Source organism: Bifidobacterium moukalabense DSM 27321 (genome assembly GCF_000522505.1).
GTDB lineage: Bacteria > Actinomycetota > Actinomycetes > Actinomycetales > Bifidobacteriaceae > Bifidobacterium > Bifidobacterium moukalabense.
The window spans coordinates 652265-668671 of sequence record NZ_AZMV01000007.1 but is presented as its reverse complement, the minus strand read 5'-3'; the positions used below and the strand labels follow the sequence as shown (position 1 = coordinate 668671).

Genomic DNA, 16407 nt, shown 5'->3' with positions numbered 1-16407 from the left:
CTGCCGTTCACTCTTCTCACGCAGTCGTTACAAAACAATCCGGCGAAATTTACCGCTTCTGCGTACACTCGAAGGCATTGAAAGCACGTTTCGCACCATAACAGAACCAGAATCGAGGCCCTTCATGACACAGCCAGAAGTCACACCGTTACAGCGACTGACGAAAGTGCTCAAGCTGGGTGCGCCTTCCACCTACCGCGATCATACGTATGTGAACGGCGAAAGCCTGTACTTCCCCACCGGCCGCGTCTACGGCGGGCAGGTGATCGCGCAGTCGCTGATCGCCGCATCGAAGACGGTGAACCCGTCGCGACTGCCCAATTCGATTCATGGCTACTTCATTTCGGCCGGCGATATTCGCCAGGATCTGCTATTCGACGTGGAAAACCTGCGCGATGGCCGTTCCTTCTCGGCACGCCGCGTGAACGTCACGCAGGCGCAGGGTTCGATTCTGACCGCCATCGCCAGTTTTCAGGAACATGGCCAGGAGGGCATCGAGTTCGCCGATCCGATGCCTGAGAACGTACCGGATCCGGAAACACTGATGAGCGCGAAGGAGATCATGGAACCGTATGCGGACCAATCGTCGTATGCCAAGTATTACGCGCAGAAGTCGCCGTTCGACATTCGTCACGTTACGCAGACCATTATGCTGGGTGCCGATACGAAGAGCGCCAGCAGGGATTCCGGCAAGCAGATGGTGTGGATGAAGGCGGACGGCGAAGTGGAGGTGCCGCAGGTCATGCACCGCGCGATGCTGGCGATGGGCTGCGATCAGGTCATGTTGGAGCCCGTGCTGCGCCGTGCGGGATTGAGTATTTCCACTCCTGGCATCTCGTTTGCCTCGATCGATCATTCGATGTGGTGGTATCGCGACATCGATATCAACCAGTGGCATCTGTACGTGCAGGATACGCCGACCGCCGCGCATGGCCGGGGCCTGGGTCAGGCGAAAGTATATACGCAGGATGGCACGTTGGTGGCGTGCATGGCGCAGGAGGCCATGATTCGCGTGCCAAAAGAGGATCTGCGGTAGGTTGTGAATTCCTCTTTTCGAGGTTCCCGCCTCCCCGTCAGAGGGAGGAGTTACGGGGTGCCCGGCGAAGGGAGGATTGGATGTGGGAGGACTTGGTGGCGGCGGCCGCATAGCGCTGGCGTTGGGAGGCCTCCTTCACCTTGGGGTTTTCGGGGCCGTCGATAGGCGGCAGCTGGCACAGCCACTCCCCCACGATGCCGATGATCATGTCGATCAGGCAGGCCACCGCCGCCACCGCGCATTCGATGACTGCCTGACGGTAGAATTCCGCCTCCATATGCGGCAGACTCGCCAGAATCTGCCCTCCATACCAACCGGCCAATGCCGCTCCCGCCAATCCCATGGCCTTGCATGACACCAGCGTGCCGAACGCCTTCTGCGGATCGAGCGGTTTTAGTTGCGCACGCTTGACCGGATCCTTCGTGGTGTACCTGTGCACCTGCAGCGCAAGGATCAGCACCATGATGCCCAATGCGATCAGCACCACCGACACCACCCACGGCGCGCCGATCAACGGCAGTCCGGAGATCTCACCGTATTTCGCCATGCCAAGCCCGGCAAGCAGGCCGAGTATCAAGGCCAGAACGTAATGCCACCAAGGGGTGCGACGTACTTTCATAGCGTATCTCCAATAATCCAGTTGTCGGTAAGCAGACCGACCCGTGATGCATCCGGGGCCATAGCCAGCAGGAACGATACTGGATCCTTTCCGAGCCGGGCATCCGGGTCCATGTCGAGCCATGGCGCGAGTACGGCCGCACGGCTGCCGGCGGTGGGCCACGGCACCTTGCAATTCGGTTCGTCGCAGACGACGCCCTCCATATCAACCAGATCGAGATCGAGGCCGCCACCGACCGATACCTCGATGGAACCGAGCACGGCAATCAGTTCGGGCGCACCCATTCGTGTGGAAATCTGCATGACGGCGGCCATGTTGTCGGGTTTGCCGTCGAGCTGGCTGACATGGTAAAGCGGCGAAATGCCCTCCACCTGATTACCGGGTATGCCGTCAATCGACACGATCGCCTTGCGGAACTGCCGTTCGGCGTCGGTGGAAGGGCTGTCCATGGAGATCACGGCTCGGCGCGATCGCACTGGGGATTCGAGTTGCCGTTGGTCGCCTCCGCCCTGTTGCGAAGCCGGTTCCCGACCGTGGGAGGCGGCGACGGAAGACGGATCAGTGCCGTCGGCGACCATCCAATCCTCGGCGAGTTCGCTGATATGTTCCCGGTCGGAGGATTCGAACAGCAACTGCGCCACGGAGCCGGCATGATCACCGACCAGCTCGGCGTCGGGGTCCAACGCCAGCCAAGGACCGAGCACAAAGGCGCGTTGCCATGCGCGTGGATGCGGCAACGTCAGATCCGGATCGTCGCTGACGGTGCCATCGAAGTCGATGATGTCAAGGTCGAGCGTGCGCGAAGTCCAATGGTCGGTGCGCACACGGCCATGGGAGGCCTCGATCCGCTGCAATCCCGCCAATAGTTCGGGTGCGGACAGTCTGGTGTTGACGGAGACGACCGCATTGTAGAAGTCGGGCGTGCCCGCCGGCATGCCCCATGCGTCGGTGCGATACAGCGGTGAGATGCCGGTGACCTGCGTGGACGCGAGTCCGTCGATGCAACGCACCGCATCACGCAGCGTGGAAACCACATCGCCTTGATTGCCTCCGATGGCGATGACGGCATGATGCGTGTCAGTGGTTTCGGGACGAGCCGTTTCGCGGGAGCGTTCCACGGTGACGCTGACATCGTCGAACGGCACGACGATCGGCGCATTCGGCTTGTGCACGGTAACCTGCGTACGTTGCACGGCGGGGTATCGCAGAATCATGTCGGCGATGCGGGCCGCCAGTCTCTCGATCAGATCGACATGCTCACCTTCGATGATGGCCACGATGCCCTTGGCGATGGCACCATAGTCCACGGTGTCGTCGAGGGTGTCGGAATGGCCTGCGGGAGCCAAATCAAGGGATAGCGTGGCGTCCACCACGAAGGTCTGTGCGCGTTCATACTCGAAGTCGAGCACGCCATGCCTGCCCGCCGCGCGGATTCCCGTCAGTCGAATCTGATCCATGCCGACCTTTCGTCCATCATTGCCTCCGTCAGAGGAGACATTACTTACCATATGCGCGCCAGGCGCTGCCGATGGCCACGGCATCGCGGGTTTTGGCCACGTCATGCACGCGCACCGCCCAGGCACCGTGTTCGGCGCTCAGAGCGCTGATGGCGGCGGTGGCGTTGTCCTTATCGGCCATGGTTGGTTCGTCGATGCCCGCCGCAGCCAGCATCGCGCCGACGAAGCGCTTGCGCGAAGCGCCGATCAGCACCGGATACCCGGTGGCGTTGAACCGTTCCAGCCCGGCCAGCAACGGCAGGTTATGCTCGATGCCCGGCTTGGAGAACCCCAAGCCCGGATCGATGATGACCTGTTCCGGCCCGACACCGGCGGCCAGCACCGCATCGACCTGCGCCATCAGCTCGTCGTATACGTCATTCAGCACGCCGTTCGCGTACACGGAGGTGTCGGCATCCGGCACCGTTCCGGCCGCCCCGGCCAGCCAACCCCGCCAGTGCTGTACGATGTACAGGCATTCGGAATGCGCGGCCACCACATGGGGCAGTTCGGCATCCAGCCGCCCGCCCGACACGTCATTGATGATCTGCGCGCCATGATCCAGCGCCGCAAGCGCCACCGAAGCGCGCGTGGTGTCGATGGACAGCACGGCGCCTTCGGGAATCAACGCGTCCACGGCCCCCAGCACGCGGGATCTCTCGTCTTCCTCGCTGACGCGTTTGGCACCGGGGCGGGTTGATTCGGCCCCGATGTCGATGATGTCGGCCCCCTGCCTCATCATCGCCTCGCCGTGCGCTTTGGCCCTTGCCGGGTCGAGCCACAGTCCGCCGTCGGAAAACGAGTCTTCGGTGATGTTGAGCACGCCCATCACCAGAGTGTGTTCGCTATCGTGAATCGCCTTCATATCCTGTGCCATCCTGTTCCCCTTCCGTTATATGGCCGCGCGGCATCTCACGAATGCTGTGACAGAATCAGGCTCATCGCCTCGGATCGTGTGGCGGCATCCCGCATACAGCCTCGCACGGCGGAGGTCACGGTACGCGACTGTGGCTTCTTGACGCCTCGCATGGCCATGCACATGTGGTCGCATTCGGTGACCACGATCACGCCACGCGCCTCGATGCCGGTCATCAATGCGTCGGCGACCTGCTGGGTGAGGCGTTCCTGCACCTGCGGGCGGCGGGCATACAGCTCCACCAGCCGTGCCAGCTTGCTCAGACCCGCCACCTGCCCGTTCGATGGAATGTAGCCGACATGGGCCACGCCGTGGAACGGCAGCAAATGGTGCTCGCATACGGAGAACAGTTCGATGTCGCGCACCAGTACCATTTCGTCGGTGTCGACCTTGAACTTGGTCTTCAGCACCTCCTGCGGACCATGGCCCAGACCCGCGAACAGCTCCTTGCAGGCACGACCGATACGGTCGGGGGTATCGAGCAGACCTTCACGGTCCGGATCCTCGCCGATGGATCGCAGAAACAGACGTACCGCCTGGCGAACGCCTTCCTCGTCATAGCCGACAGGCCCGGCCGCATGAGCGGCGCGGGCCTTGTTGTCGTCAAGCGTGGTATCGAATACTTCGGTATCGCTCATCAGTTGGTCAATCCTGCGCTTTTCTTCAGGGATTCGGGAATCTCCACCGGAGGCTTGTCCGAATCGGGACGCCGGCTGTCGCTCAGCCACACGTCACGCTTCGGCGCCTTCTTGATGTTGGCGAAGATCGCGGCCAGTTCCTTTTCGTTGAGCGTCTCCTTGACGAGCAGCTGACGTACCAGCTCGTCGAGGATGTCACGGTTCTCGTTGATGACGTTCCACGCTTCGGTATGCGCCGTCTCGACGAGCTTCAGGACCTCCTCGTCGATGATTTCGGCGGTGCGGCCGGAATACTTGTGGTTGAGGGATCCCAGATCGCCCTGGTCGTCGTCGGACCATTTGATGGCGCCGAGCTTGGAGGAGAAGCCATAGTCGAGCACCATCTGGCGGGCGATGCTCGTCGCCTTCTCGATGTCGTTGGATGCACCGGTGGTCGGGTCGTGGAACACGACCTCTTCGGCGGTGCGGCCGCCCATGGCATAGGCCATCTGGTCGAGCAGCTGGTTGCGCGACATGGAGTAGCGGTCCTCGGTGGGCATCACGGCGGTATAGCCGAGCGCACGGCCTCGCGGCAGAATGGTGACCTTGGTGACCGGATCGGTGTCGTTCATGGCGGCGGCGACCAAGGCGTGGCCGCCTTCATGGTAGGCGGTGTTGCGCAGTTCCTCGAGGGCCATGCCCTTGGAACGGCGCTTCGGACCGGCCTGCACGCGGTCGATGGCCTCGTCGATGGCGCGGTTGTCGATCAGCTGGGCACCGGCACGGGCGCACAGCAGCGCGGCCTCGTTGAGCACGTTGGCCAGATCGGCGCCGGTGAAGCCCGGCGTACGCACGGCGATCATGTGCAGATCGACGTCCGGCACGAACGGCTTGCCCTTGGCATGCACCTTCAAAATGGCCTCACGGCCTTCCAGATCAGGCGCCTCCACGGCCACCTGGCGATCGAAACGGCCCGGACGCAGCAGTGCCGGATCAAGCACGTCGGGGCGGTTGGTCGCGGCGATGATGATCAGGTTGGTGTCATTGTTGAAACCGTCCATCTCAACAAGCAGCTGGTTCAGGGTCTGCTCGCGCTCGTCGTGGCCGCCGCTCATGCCGGAACCGCCACGCTTGCGGCCGACCGCATCGATCTCATCGATGAAGATGATGGCCGGGGCGTTCTTCTTGGCCTCGTCGAACAGGTCGCGCACGCGGGATGCGCCAAGACCGACGAACATCTCCACGAAGTCGGAACCCGCCATGGAGTAGAACGGCACGCCGGCCTCGCCTGCGATGGCTCGCGCCAGCAGCGTCTTACCGGTGCCCGGAGGGCCGTACAGCAGCACACCGCGTGGGATGCGGGCGCCCAGTGCCTTGTATCGGGACGGATCCTTGAGGAAGTCCTTGATCTCTTCGACCTCCTGCACGGCGGCGTCCTCGCCGGCCACGTCGGAGAACTTGGTGGTCGGGGTCTGGCCTTCGAGCAGCTTGCCGTTGTTCTTCTTGCCGCCCATGCCGAACATGCCGCCGGCTCCGCCCATGCGGCTCATGAGGAACCAGAACAGCGCGAAGAAGATGATGAACGGCAGGATCGAGGTGAGCAGATAGGTCCAGACACTGGTCTGCTGCATGGTCGCCGTCCACCCCTGGGTCGGGTCGGCCTTCTGCACGGCCTTGACCACGGCGGCGCTCTGCGCGTACGTGTAGTAGAACTGTACGTTCTTGCCGTAGTTCTTGACCTTGCCGGTCGTGGGATCGGTGGCCGAATAGTCGGACTTCAGCTTGAGCTTGACCTGCTGCGTGTTATCGACGATCTGCGCGTACTCGACGTTGTTGCCGTTGAGGATCTGCATGCCGTCCTTGGTGTCGATGGTCTGCGATCCGGTGCCCGCGAACAGCTGGAACATCGTCACGGCAAGCAATGCCACGACCACCACCCATAGCCATGGGGACTGCCAGAACGGACGGGGGCCATTGCCTCCATTGCCGTTGTTGCCGCCATCGTTGCCACCGCGTCCGAACGGATTGGTAAACGGATTACCGTTGTTCGGACGGTTCGAATTGCCGCCGTTGTTCTGCGGCGGCTGGCCTGAAGGAAAACTCATGCCTGACCTCCTTGGTAAACTGCCGGCTTCAGCACCGCGATCGAATCAAGATTGCGGTAATGTTCGTCATAATCCAGACCGAAGCCGACCACGAATTCGTCGGGAATCTCATATCCCTTATATTTCACATCCACATTCACCTTGCGGCGGGCGGGCTTTTCCAGCAGCGCAAAGATCTCCACGGAAGCGGCACCGCGGCGCTTCAGCTCGTCGACAAGCCACGCCAACGTGATGCCGGAATCGATGATGTCTTCGACGATCAGCACGTGGCGCCCACGCACATCGGTCGACAAATCCTGACGAACGGTGACCGTACCGCTTGATTCGGTGCCGGACCCATAGCTTGATAGGCTCATGAAGTCCATCTGCACCGGAATGCTCATCGCCTGCGCAAAGGCGGCGATGGTGTTCACAGCCCCCTTGAGCACGCACACCAGCAGCGGATTCCTGCCGCGGTAGTCTTCACTGGCCTGGGCCGCGGCATGGTTGATGATGTCTTCAATCTGTGTTTTGGTGATCAGTTCGTGATCGATGTCTTCTTGTACGTCAGCGATTCGCATGCCCACCATCTTGGCACACGCGAATGACGTGTTTCTGGCGATTGGCTGAATATCCACTGGGAAGTGTCACGCCGCGCTGGCCATGCCAGTCGGTGATGAGCCGGTCAATCTGTCTGACCTGCCGCGCGGAGCACGCGATGCCGGCCTGTCCGAGCGCATGGGCGATGACACGCAACCGGATCGCCTCATGCTGCGTCCGCAACGTAACGACATCGAACCGCACTTGGTCTCCATCGAACGTCACGGCCCGTTCCATGATCTCCTGCGCCCGCTCGTTGAGATACTCCCGGTCGGTTTGCGCAAGCCCCGCACCGATCGAAAGCCGCGACACGACATCGGCCCCTGCAAAACGCCGCAGGTACGGCATCAGATCATGCCGCACACGCGAACGAAGCGGATAGTCCGCCGGCAACGGGTCGCTCGGCGGCAAGCCGTCGCCTTGGACCGTATCGGGGCCGTTGGTCGGATCGTCCCACCATGTGAGCTCCAGATCCCCGCAGATGCCGGTGGTCTCCTCCCGCGTCACGTCCAGCCAGGGGCGCAGGAACGTCACGCCGTCACGGCTGAACGAGCCTTCCATGCCGGCGATGGCGTCGAGCCCGGCGGAGCGCAGCAGCCCGATAAGCACCGTCTCGGCCTGATCGTTCCTCGTATGCGCCAGCAGCACGGCCGCTGCATCCGAGCATTCCTCGACGATGGCGGAATACCGGGCCTCCCTGGCTGCGGCTTCGACACCCTGCCCGGTGCCGTGCACTTCGATGGCGCGCACACGTACCGGATCAAGTCCCAGCGCCCTGCAACGGCGCGCGGTCATCTCGGCCACATCCGCGGAACCGCTTTGCAGCCGATGGTCGATGATGACGGCGCCGCAGCGCAATCCCAGGCTGGCGCATACGGTTGCGGATACCGCCGCCAACGCCATGGAATCGCGCCCGCCGGAGCATGCGACCATGATCAATGGCGCGTCCGTGCTCGGTTCATGCTTGCCATGCCGGGTGAAGCGCGCATCCTGCAGGCCGAATCCGGCGTCGGCCAACGCGGTTCTGAGTTGTCCTATGGCCTTGCGCAGTCGTGAGGAGTACACCATTGGGGCTCACAGCTTCGGCAGGCCGGCGATGAACGTGTTGATGGCCTCACGTGCGGACTGCATGTCGTTGGGGTCATTGATGATGACGGCGAAGGTCAGCGCTCCCCCACGAGTGCGCGACACGTTGCCGGCCATGGAGGTGACATCGCCGAGACTGCCGGTCTTCACCCGCAGCAGCCCCGCTTCGGAAGCGTCGTCCAGCCGGTCGGCAGCGGTGCCGACGAAGCCTACGATGGACAATCCCTCCGCCGCCGCGGCACCGGCTCCGGCGGTGAGGTTACGCTGCTGCACCTCGAGCAGCGTGCGTACGGTGACCTTGGATTCCTCTGCAAGACCGGAGCAGTTCATCATGCGCAGCCCGTTCGTGGAGATTCCCGCCTGTTCCAGAACCTTCTTGACCGCACGGGTCGCGCCCGCCGGGGAATTGTCGGTTTTTTCGCTGATGGCCAGCAGCCGGCCGAACTCCTCGGCCAGGGTGTTGTCGGAATGTCGCAGCATGAATGCCATAACCTCGCTCAGCGAGGCTGACTGAACCTTCGCGATCGGACTGGTTCCCGCAGGTGCGCCGCCTTGTTCGGCATCGCCCTGCACGGTGATGCCTTGCTCCTCCAAGCGCTGCCGGAACGTCTGCGCGGCGTCCAGGGCCGGCTGCATGCTCAGGACGGGATAGTCGGAGAACACGTCGGGATTCCGCGGATTCGCGCCATTCCATTGTCGTCCGCCATCCACAGCCATGGATGAGACCGGTGCGTAATACAGGTGTTCGGTGTCGAGGTCGGCTATGCCGGACGGCCAGCGGTCATCGCCGAACAGCGAATCGTCGTAGCTCAGCGTCACCTTGCTGATGCCACGCTGCTTCAACGCCCGCGCGGTGTCGCTGGCCAGTGTGCCGAGTCCGGCCCGCCCGTTGACGTGCGCGGTGTCGCTGTTCCCTGCTCCAAGCAGCATGTCGCCGTTGCCGACGAGCACCAGATTCGCGGTGCCGTCCTGCTTCTGCTCCATATAGACTTCGGTGGCGAGTGTGCTTCCCATGTCAAGCGTGGTCGCGGCGGCGTATGCGGTCAGCGTTTTCATGGTGGAGGCCGGCACCCTGGCCTTGTCGATGCCGCTTTCGGCCACCACCTCGCCCTTGGCGTCGGCGATGGCGATGGAATAGTCGCCCCCGATGCCTTCGGTCGCAGCGAACTCGTCGATAAGCCGTTGTGCGGCCGTGGCGTCCACGGCAATCGACGAATCCAGCCGTTTGATGGCTTTCGACGCGGACAGCACGGTACGGGGATTCGTGATTGTGGTGCGTTCCACCTCTTTGAGCGTCAACACGCCCGGTAGCACGTCATACAGGTCGCATGCCGCATACCCCAGGCACAGCGCTGCGGTGAGGATCACGGAAAGCGATACGGTGATGCGGCGGCGAATCGTCCCGTGATGGAATGTTCCTGTTCTGCGCGTCACCGACCGCTCCCCCCTATCAATCCGATGGCATCCGTCCTTACTGCTGCAGGGACGCGAAGGAGTCCAACGTGGCGAGAATCCTCGGCATCCGAGCTTCCAACAGCTTACCGCCAAGCCATGTACCAATCGCAAGCACGGCGGCGCCGTTGACCAGCGCCACCGGAGCCAGCAGCCAGTACAGGTCCCAGTTGCCCGTCAATCCCAGCACCAACGCAACGATGCCGGTGGGCAGCATCAGCAGGATCATACCGAACATATGCAGGAAGGGAAACAGCATCTGGGCGCCCACCCTGCCCTGCGGCGACGAGAACGGGTGCGAAATGGACGGCACCGGATACATGAACACGCAGGAGACCACTTCCGCCAGGCCCAATCCGCAGAATCCCAGGCACAGGCTCAGGCAGCCGAAGACCAATCCCGTGGCCAGTCCTCCCATGCTGCGCCAATCGCCGGTAATCACATAGACGATGACCATCAGCACCGCGATATAGGCGACCGTCATGATCGCATAGACGCGCACGCGGCCGAGACGGTCGTCCACGCCGCGAACGCCGCTGATCACCTCCATGGTGAAGCCACGGCCGTCGTAGGACAGTCCGTTGCCCTCAAGCAGCACCAGGAAGAAACCGGACCAGATGATCGACTGCCATATCATCACGTTCATGCCACGCGACTCTATGGTGAAGATCACGATGAACAGCAGCGGCATAAACAGCATCGGCGCCTGTCGCGGGTCCCTGCGCAGATAGGTGAGCATACGGGCCGAAATCGCACCGGACGGGGAATCCGGCATCATGGAAAACAGGCCGATGCCCTTTGTGGCGGCGACGCGCGTGGCGGCACCGGCGATGGTGCGGTCCTTCTTCAGGCACCACAGGCAACCGAGGTAGCATACCGCCCATGTGGCGACGAGTATCAGCAGGCGGAGCGCCGCGGGCCCCCAGGAACCGGCGACCACGTCGAACGGCAGCTGGAACGCCGCACCCAGCGGCGTCCATGAGAACACGTCCGCGACCATCACGAACGGTTTGAAGCTGAAATGCTCCATATCCTGGCTGTTCATCACCATGCCGGGTACCTGGCACAGCACCACGAACAGCAGGATGGTGATGACGGTGATCGTGCTTTTGCCGCTGCTGGAACTCGTCAACGTGGACAGCAGCGAAATCACAAGTTTCGACAACGCCAGTATGGTGATGACGGCCAACGGGACCGCGATGGCGCCCGCCACGATGCCGACGGTGCCCGCGCTCTGATAGATCGGCACCAGACCGAGCAGGATGAGTATGCCCCAGATCGCGCCCATGCCCGTCAGTCCGGATAGGAACAGGCCACTGGTCAACGTGCGGTCGTCAATGCCGTACAGCTCGAATCTATGCGGATTCATGGCCGTACCCTGGCCGAAATACATGATCTGCATGATGATCACGATGACCGTGGTGAAGGTGCCGCCCAGCACCATCACCATACGCAGGATCTGCCAGATCATGCCGCCGGGACCGTCGATGAGCGGGCCGAGCATGAGACCCAGCGCCACGGAACCGACAAGCGCTCCGACGCCGAATATCGCGCCGATGATGTAGCTGACGAGCATCATGGTCGATTTGCGCATGGTCGCCCGCATCAGCGCCCAACGCAATCTCATGATGGTTCCGACGGTGTTCACTGCGCACCACCGTCCAGCCACGACAGGTGCGCCGCCGCGTGGCGGCCGCCGACCAATTGCAGGAAGCGCTCCTCGAGATCCTCGCCGGCCGCGACCTGCTCCACGGTTCCGGCCGCACAGACCTGCCCCTTGTTGATGACGGCCACATGCGTGCACATCTTCTCGACGAGTGCCATGACGTGCGACGAGATGATGACGGTGCCGCCGGTGGAGGCGTATTCGATGAGGATGTCCTTGAGATTCGCGCTGGAGACCGGATCGACCGATTCGAACGGCTCGTCGAGCACGAGGACGCGCGGGCTGTGGATCATGGCGCTGGCCAGGCAGATCTTTTTGGTCATGCCGGCCGAGTAGTCGGCGACCATCACGTTCGCGGCGCCGGTCAGGTCGAAGGCCCCTAACAGGTCGTTGGCGCGTTTGACCGATTCGGCGCGTTTCATGCCACGCAGCATGCCTGCGTAGACGAGCAGCTGCAGGCCCGTCAGCCGGTCGAAGATCTGGTCGGGCTGCGGCATCACACCGATGGAACGCTTCACTGCGTTCAGGTCGCGCCATACGTCACGACCGAGAATCATGGCCGCACCGCCATCAGGCACGAGCAAGCCGGTCACCATATTGAGTGTGGTCGTCTTGCCGGCACCGTTCGGTCCGACCAATCCATAGAAGGAACCCACCGGAATGTCCAGAGACAATCCATTGACGGCCACCTTCTGCTCGAAGCGCTTGAACAGGCCGCGAATCGAAACCGCCGCGGAGGCATCCAGGGGAACGGCCGGGGCAAATCCCACAGAGGGAGTCATATTGTCTAAACTCATGTCAACACCCTATCACCCCCGAAATAAAACATACATTACGCTCGTAGCGAACTTTCCATATAAGCTACGCCGTCAACGAAATGTTTTTTCTCCCAATACGTACGAAAAACCGCGGTATCAAGCGAAAAGTGGCTCCACCGGCGATCGGCCGTCAGCCCTTGTGTTCGATTGGCTTCCACTCCGCCTTGGAGAACACCGCCTGGAATGAAATCGGCACATAGCTGAACATGTAGATCGGGAAGCTCAGCACGTAGGCGAACAGCTCCTTGTTGGTGGCCCCCACATGATCGCGTTCCACGATGATGGTCAGCGCCGCCAATCCCATCATGCCAACCACCGACATCACGATGCCGGATGTCCACCCGGTAAGCGAATTGAGCTGGCTCTGCCAAGTCACGAATCCGCACAGCGCGAACAGCAGGCCGAGCAGGATGCGGGCTATGCCGAGCACGGTGAACGGGCAGAGCAACAGCGTGAAATCGACGGCGGAGAAGTCACGTTCGCGAATCGCACGTTTGATCAGGGCCGGACCGTAATAGCGGAACACCTGCAGGAATCCCTTGCTCCACCGCAGACGCTGACGCCAGCTCTGCGAGAAGGTGACGGGCTGCTCGTCATACAGGATGGCGGTGCCGCAATAGCCGATGCGGTCGCCATGCAGCACGGAATCCATGGTGAATTCGAGGTCTTCGGTCAGCAGATGGAACTTCCAGCCGTTGTTGCGACGCATGATCTCCTGCGAGAACATGAAGCCGGTGCCGCCGACATGGCAGCTGTTGCCGAGCCACATGCGTGAGGCGCTCAGGAATCGCGATTCGCGGATGAACCACAGTGCGGAGCCCGAAGAGACCCAGTTGTCGGACAGGTTTACGGAATTGCGGTAGCTGGTCAGAATCTTGAAGCCGGACTGGAACGCCTTGTTCATCTCTTCGAAGTAGTGCCGGTCAAGCTTGTTGTCAGCGTCGAACACGAAGAAGGCGTCATATGGGTCGGACGCGCCGGACTCGTTCATCCGGTCGAGCAGATAGGTCAGCGCATATCCCTTGCCGATGAGCTGCTGGTTGAACCGTTCGATGACATGGCAACCCATGCCGCGCGCCACTTCGGCGGTGGTGTCGGTGCAGTTGTCGGCCACCAGCCAGATGTCGATGAGATCCTTCGGGTAGGTCTGAGTCTGGATGCAGGTGATGAGATTGCCGATGACGTTCTCTTCGTTGCGCGCGGAGATCAGTACGGCATACCGCTTGTCCATCGGGGCTTCGGGGAATCTAACCGGCTTGGTGAACAGGGAGATGAGAATGCACACCGCCTGGTAAACCATGCCCGCGCCGCCGAGGACGACCAGGATCACGTCCAGTACGCTCAGCAGTACCATTAGCGCCACCTACTTCTCGGATTATCGTCGGATGCGTCATGCGTTTCGGGGTCGGGAGTCTCGCCTGATTGCGTTTCGTCCGCGTCTTGCGTTCCCTTCAGCGGATTGTTGCCGCGTGCGGAAAGCGCGTTCTTCGGAATGGCGAGCGTCTGCGAATCGTCGGCATCGTCCGAACCACCCGACGGGCTGATATTGTACGCCTGTTCCTGCAGTTGACGCACCTCGTCCGAGATCGGCACATTCGCGGTGGAGCCCTGCACGGCACGCGGTATATGGTGCAGTACACGCTCGCTGATCGCCTCGGCGCCCTCCACCACCTTCGATTTCCTTTCCGGAACCGGATCGTTCATCAGCGGGGAATCAACCAGATCGTACCGCTTGGTGTAGGTACGGAAGATGGTCTGGATGGAGGCGGTGACCGGCAGCGCCAGGAATGCGCCGAGCGCACCGAACAACGAGCCGAAGGCGAGTACGGCAAGGAAGGCGACGGCATCGTTGATGTTCATGGTGCGCTGCGAGATCTTCGGCGCGAAAATCAGGTTTTCGATCTGCTGGTAGACGCAGATGAATGCAAGCACGGCGATACCATACCAGATACCCCGGTTGCCCCAGGCGAACAGCACCGGCAGCGCGCCGCCGATATAGGTGCCGAGCATCGGGATGAACTGCGAGGTGACGCCGCAGAACAACGCCAACGGCAGCCAATACGGCACATGCAGGACTTCCAGGCAGATGGCGGTGAACACGGCGTTGAGCAATGCAAGAAGCGCACGGGAGAACAGGAATGACGAGATCTGCCCCTGGCTGACGGTCCATACGAACAGGAAGCGGCGCTGTGCGGCCGGCGCCATCCACTGGCAGGCGGCGCGGCGCAGCTTCGGGCCGGCAGCGGAAATGTAATACGTGGTCATCACGATGGTCATGAGATTCAGCAGGAAGGAGAACAGGCCGGACACCGTGCTCAGGGCCGTGCCCGCGAAATCGGTGACCCAGGAGGTCTGTATGTTCTTGAGGATCTCACTGCCGAGACTGTTGATCTCAGGCAGTTCGAAATTCGTGTACTGGCTCACGAAATCGCAGATCTGCTTGTACAGGTCAGGCAGGCCGTTGATCATGGCGATCACCTGCTGCACGAACATGTTGCCGAACAGGCCGAGCAGCGTGCACAGGATCACCGCCAGCAATACCAGCGCGAACAGCGAGGCGAAGGCACGCTTCCATCCGTGTTTGACCAGCGGCATCACCACCGGTTCCACCGCGAGCGCGAGGAACAGGGAGATCACGATGTCCATGACCAGATATGCGATCTGCCCCCAGGAACGCCAGCAGAAGCTGAACACCACGATGGCGATGGCGATGTACAGCAAGGCTCGGCCCATCCATTCCGGCGGTCTTCTGGGATCGCCCTTCGCCGGGAACAGGGTGCCCAAATCCCAACGCTGCCCGTCATCCGGTGTGGTTTTCGCCGTATTCGTGGTGTTTGTGGCAGTCGCCGTATCGTCTGCCGTATCGTTCGTATGCCGTACGCGTTCGCTCATGGCTCCTTATTGTAGCGACAGACGCCGTGTACGGGCTGGCACATATTCTTGTAGGCATGCTGAACGTTTCAATTGTCATCCCTGCATGGAATGAAGCGGAGCGTATCAACGATTGCCTGCTCAACGCCACCAGGCAGACCGTGATGCCACATGAGGTGATTGTCGTCGATAACCGCTCCACCGATTCGACCGTCGCCGTGGTCGAGCAGTTCATGAGGGATCATCCCGAGGCTCCGGTTCGTCTGCTGCATCAGGATGAGGAGCAGGGCCTGATTCCCACGCGTGATTACGGCTTGAACCATGCCACTGGCGACGTGCTGGGCCGTTTCGACGCCGATTGCATGATCCGCCCGGACTGGGTCGAGGTGGTTTCCGGCATCTTCACCGAGGATCCGGAGGCCATGGGCGCCACCGGTCCGGTGATGTACTACGACATGCCGAGCCGCCATTTCGGGCTCCGCGGCGACAACTCCACCCGCAAGCGCATCTACAAGGCCGATGATGGCCAGCCTTTGCTGTTCGGATCGAACATGGCGTTACGCGCCTCAGCCTGGCGCGAAATCGCGGGTGAGGTATGCCGCGACAAATCGGATGTGATGCATGAGGACATCGATATCTCGCTGCATCTGCTCGGCAAGGATCTGAAGACGGTGTACTGCCCGCGCATGATCGCCGGCATCAGCGCGCGCCGCATGGACACCTCCCCCACGTCGTTCCTGAACTACATGCGCCGGTTCAAGAACACGTTCAACGCGCACCCGCAGCATTCCCGCAAGCATAAGCCGGAGATCCTCATCACCGCGCTCTATCCGGTGATGCACATGCTGTACCCGGTATGGCAGAAGGTGCTTGACACGGCCGACATCAACCCCGCCGAGGCCGCATGGATCAACGAGCAGATGGAACTGGCCGAGCAGGAGGGCCGTGAGCTCTATGACGATACCCCCACCGATGAGGAGTGGAGCGTACGGCACGAATAGGGGTTCACGGGCCAGCACCGCAGGTCACGGCGCCAAGCCCCATGAATTGGCCCGAAAAGGAATTGTGGTGCCGATTCCATGGAGCACACCCGGGTTTCCGAGGTGGATTCATGGAATCGGCACCACAATCGATTGTCGGCGTCGA

14 protein-coding genes are annotated in these 16407 nt (G+C 61.7%); 2 read left to right on the top strand and 12 right to left on the bottom strand.

What is annotated here, in order from left to right:
- Positions 1–124: 124 nt before the first annotated feature.
- Positions 125–1036, top strand: a complete 912-nt coding sequence (locus tag BMOU_RS09135; protein WP_034876907.1) for an acyl-CoA thioesterase — start codon at positions 125–127, stop codon at positions 1034–1036.
- A 37-nt stretch (positions 1037–1073) separates the two neighbouring features.
- Here BMOU_RS09135 and BMOU_RS09130 read toward each other — a convergent pair whose 3' ends face one another.
- From BMOU_RS09130 to BMOU_RS09075, 12 genes are all read right to left on the bottom strand, one after another.
- Positions 1074–1655, bottom strand: a complete 582-nt coding sequence (locus BMOU_RS09130) for a DUF3180 domain-containing protein (protein WP_034876905.1) — start codon at positions 1653–1655, stop codon at positions 1074–1076.
- On the bottom strand, positions 1652–3112 hold the full coding sequence (gene folK / locus BMOU_RS09125; protein WP_034876903.1) for a 2-amino-4-hydroxy-6-hydroxymethyldihydropteridine diphosphokinase: 1461 nt from the start codon (positions 3110–3112) through the stop codon (positions 1652–1654). The genes BMOU_RS09130 and folK overlap by 4 nt, the downstream gene beginning before the upstream one ends.
- 40 nt (positions 3113–3152) lie before the next feature.
- Positions 3153–4028: a dihydropteroate synthase gene (gene folP / locus BMOU_RS09120; RefSeq protein ID WP_034876901.1), complete on the bottom strand. Its 876-nt coding sequence runs from the start codon at positions 4026–4028 to the stop codon at positions 3153–3155.
- A gap of 35 nt (positions 4029–4063) precedes the next feature.
- Positions 4064–4705, bottom strand: coding sequence for a GTP cyclohydrolase I FolE (gene folE / locus BMOU_RS09115; RefSeq protein WP_034876899.1), 642 nt, complete (start codon positions 4703–4705; stop codon positions 4064–4066).
- Positions 4705–6789: an ATP-dependent zinc metalloprotease FtsH gene (gene ftsH / locus BMOU_RS09110; protein ID WP_034876897.1), complete on the bottom strand. Its 2085-nt coding sequence runs from the start codon at positions 6787–6789 to the stop codon at positions 4705–4707. Before ftsH ends, folE begins: the two co-directional genes overlap by 1 nt.
- On the bottom strand, positions 6786–7358 hold the full coding sequence (gene hpt, locus BMOU_RS09105) for a hypoxanthine phosphoribosyltransferase (protein WP_034876895.1): 573 nt from the start codon (positions 7356–7358) through the stop codon (positions 6786–6788). Before hpt ends, ftsH begins: the two co-directional genes overlap by 4 nt.
- Entirely contained in the window at positions 7336–8436 is a 1101-nt protein-coding gene (tilS, locus tag BMOU_RS09100; protein WP_034876893.1) for a tRNA lysidine(34) synthetase TilS, read from the bottom strand. Before tilS ends, hpt begins: the two co-directional genes overlap by 23 nt.
- 6 nt (positions 8437–8442) lie before the next feature.
- Positions 8443–9888, bottom strand: coding sequence for a D-alanyl-D-alanine carboxypeptidase/D-alanyl-D-alanine endopeptidase (dacB, locus tag BMOU_RS09095; RefSeq protein ID WP_034876892.1), 1446 nt, complete (start codon positions 9886–9888; stop codon positions 8443–8445).
- 37 nt (positions 9889–9925) lie between these two features.
- The gene (locus BMOU_RS09090; protein WP_235143761.1) at positions 9926–11533 is read right to left on the bottom strand and encodes an ABC transporter permease; all 1608 of its coding nucleotides are present in this window, start codon (positions 11531–11533) and stop codon (positions 9926–9928) included.
- A 17-nt stretch (positions 11534–11550) separates the two neighbouring features.
- Positions 11551–12354, bottom strand: a complete 804-nt coding sequence (locus BMOU_RS09085; protein WP_235143775.1) for an ABC transporter ATP-binding protein — start codon at positions 12352–12354, stop codon at positions 11551–11553.
- A 166-nt stretch (positions 12355–12520) separates the two neighbouring features.
- The gene (locus BMOU_RS09080) at positions 12521–13744 is read right to left on the bottom strand and encodes a glycosyltransferase family 2 protein (protein ID WP_034876885.1); all 1224 of its coding nucleotides are present in this window, start codon (positions 13742–13744) and stop codon (positions 12521–12523) included.
- Complete coding sequence (locus BMOU_RS09075; RefSeq protein ID WP_034876882.1) at positions 13744–15282, bottom strand: AI-2E family transporter; 1539 nt, start codon at positions 15280–15282, stop codon at positions 13744–13746. Before BMOU_RS09075 ends, BMOU_RS09080 begins: the two co-directional genes overlap by 1 nt.
- A gap of 56 nt (positions 15283–15338) precedes the next feature.
- On the opposite strand from BMOU_RS09075, the gene BMOU_RS09070 reads away from it, so the two are divergent.
- Positions 15339–16262 carry a glycosyltransferase family 2 protein gene (locus tag BMOU_RS09070; protein ID WP_034876879.1) on the top strand — a complete coding sequence of 308 codons (924 nt, stop codon included), beginning with the start codon at positions 15339–15341 and terminating at the stop codon, positions 16260–16262.
- Positions 16263–16407 lie beyond the last annotated feature (145 nt).

Coding starts and splice junctions, on each gene's coding strand:
- BMOU_RS09135 (WP_034876907.1), top strand. CDS start 125: ATGACACAGCCAGAAGTCACACCGTTACAGCGACTGACGAAAGTGCTC.
- BMOU_RS09130 (WP_034876905.1), bottom strand. CDS start 1,655: ATGAAAGTACGTCGCACCCCTTGGTGGCATTACGTTCTGGCCTTGATA.
- folK (WP_034876903.1), bottom strand. CDS start 3,112: ATGGATCAGATTCGACTGACGGGAATCCGCGCGGCGGGCAGGCATGGC.
- folP (WP_034876901.1), bottom strand. CDS start 4,028: ATGGCACAGGATATGAAGGCGATTCACGATAGCGAACACACTCTGGTG.
- folE (WP_034876899.1), bottom strand. CDS start 4,705: ATGAGCGATACCGAAGTATTCGATACCACGCTTGACGACAACAAGGCC.
- ftsH (WP_034876897.1), bottom strand. CDS start 6,789: ATGAGTTTTCCTTCAGGCCAGCCGCCGCAGAACAACGGCGGCAATTCG.
- hpt (WP_034876895.1), bottom strand. CDS start 7,358: ATGGTGGGCATGCGAATCGCTGACGTACAAGAAGACATCGATCACGAA.
- tilS (WP_034876893.1), bottom strand. CDS start 8,436: ATGGTGTACTCCTCACGACTGCGCAAGGCCATAGGACAACTCAGAACC.
- BMOU_RS09090 (WP_235143761.1), bottom strand. CDS start 11,533: ATGAGATTGCGTTGGGCGCTGATGCGGGCGACCATGCGCAAATCGACC.
- BMOU_RS09085 (WP_235143775.1), bottom strand. CDS start 12,354: ATGACTCCCTCTGTGGGATTTGCCCCGGCCGTTCCCCTGGATGCCTCC.
- BMOU_RS09080 (WP_034876885.1), bottom strand. CDS start 13,744: ATGGTACTGCTGAGCGTACTGGACGTGATCCTGGTCGTCCTCGGCGGC.
- BMOU_RS09075 (WP_034876882.1), bottom strand. CDS start 15,282: ATGAGCGAACGCGTACGGCATACGAACGATACGGCAGACGATACGGCG.
- BMOU_RS09070 (WP_034876879.1), top strand. CDS start 15,339: ATGCTGAACGTTTCAATTGTCATCCCTGCATGGAATGAAGCGGAGCGT.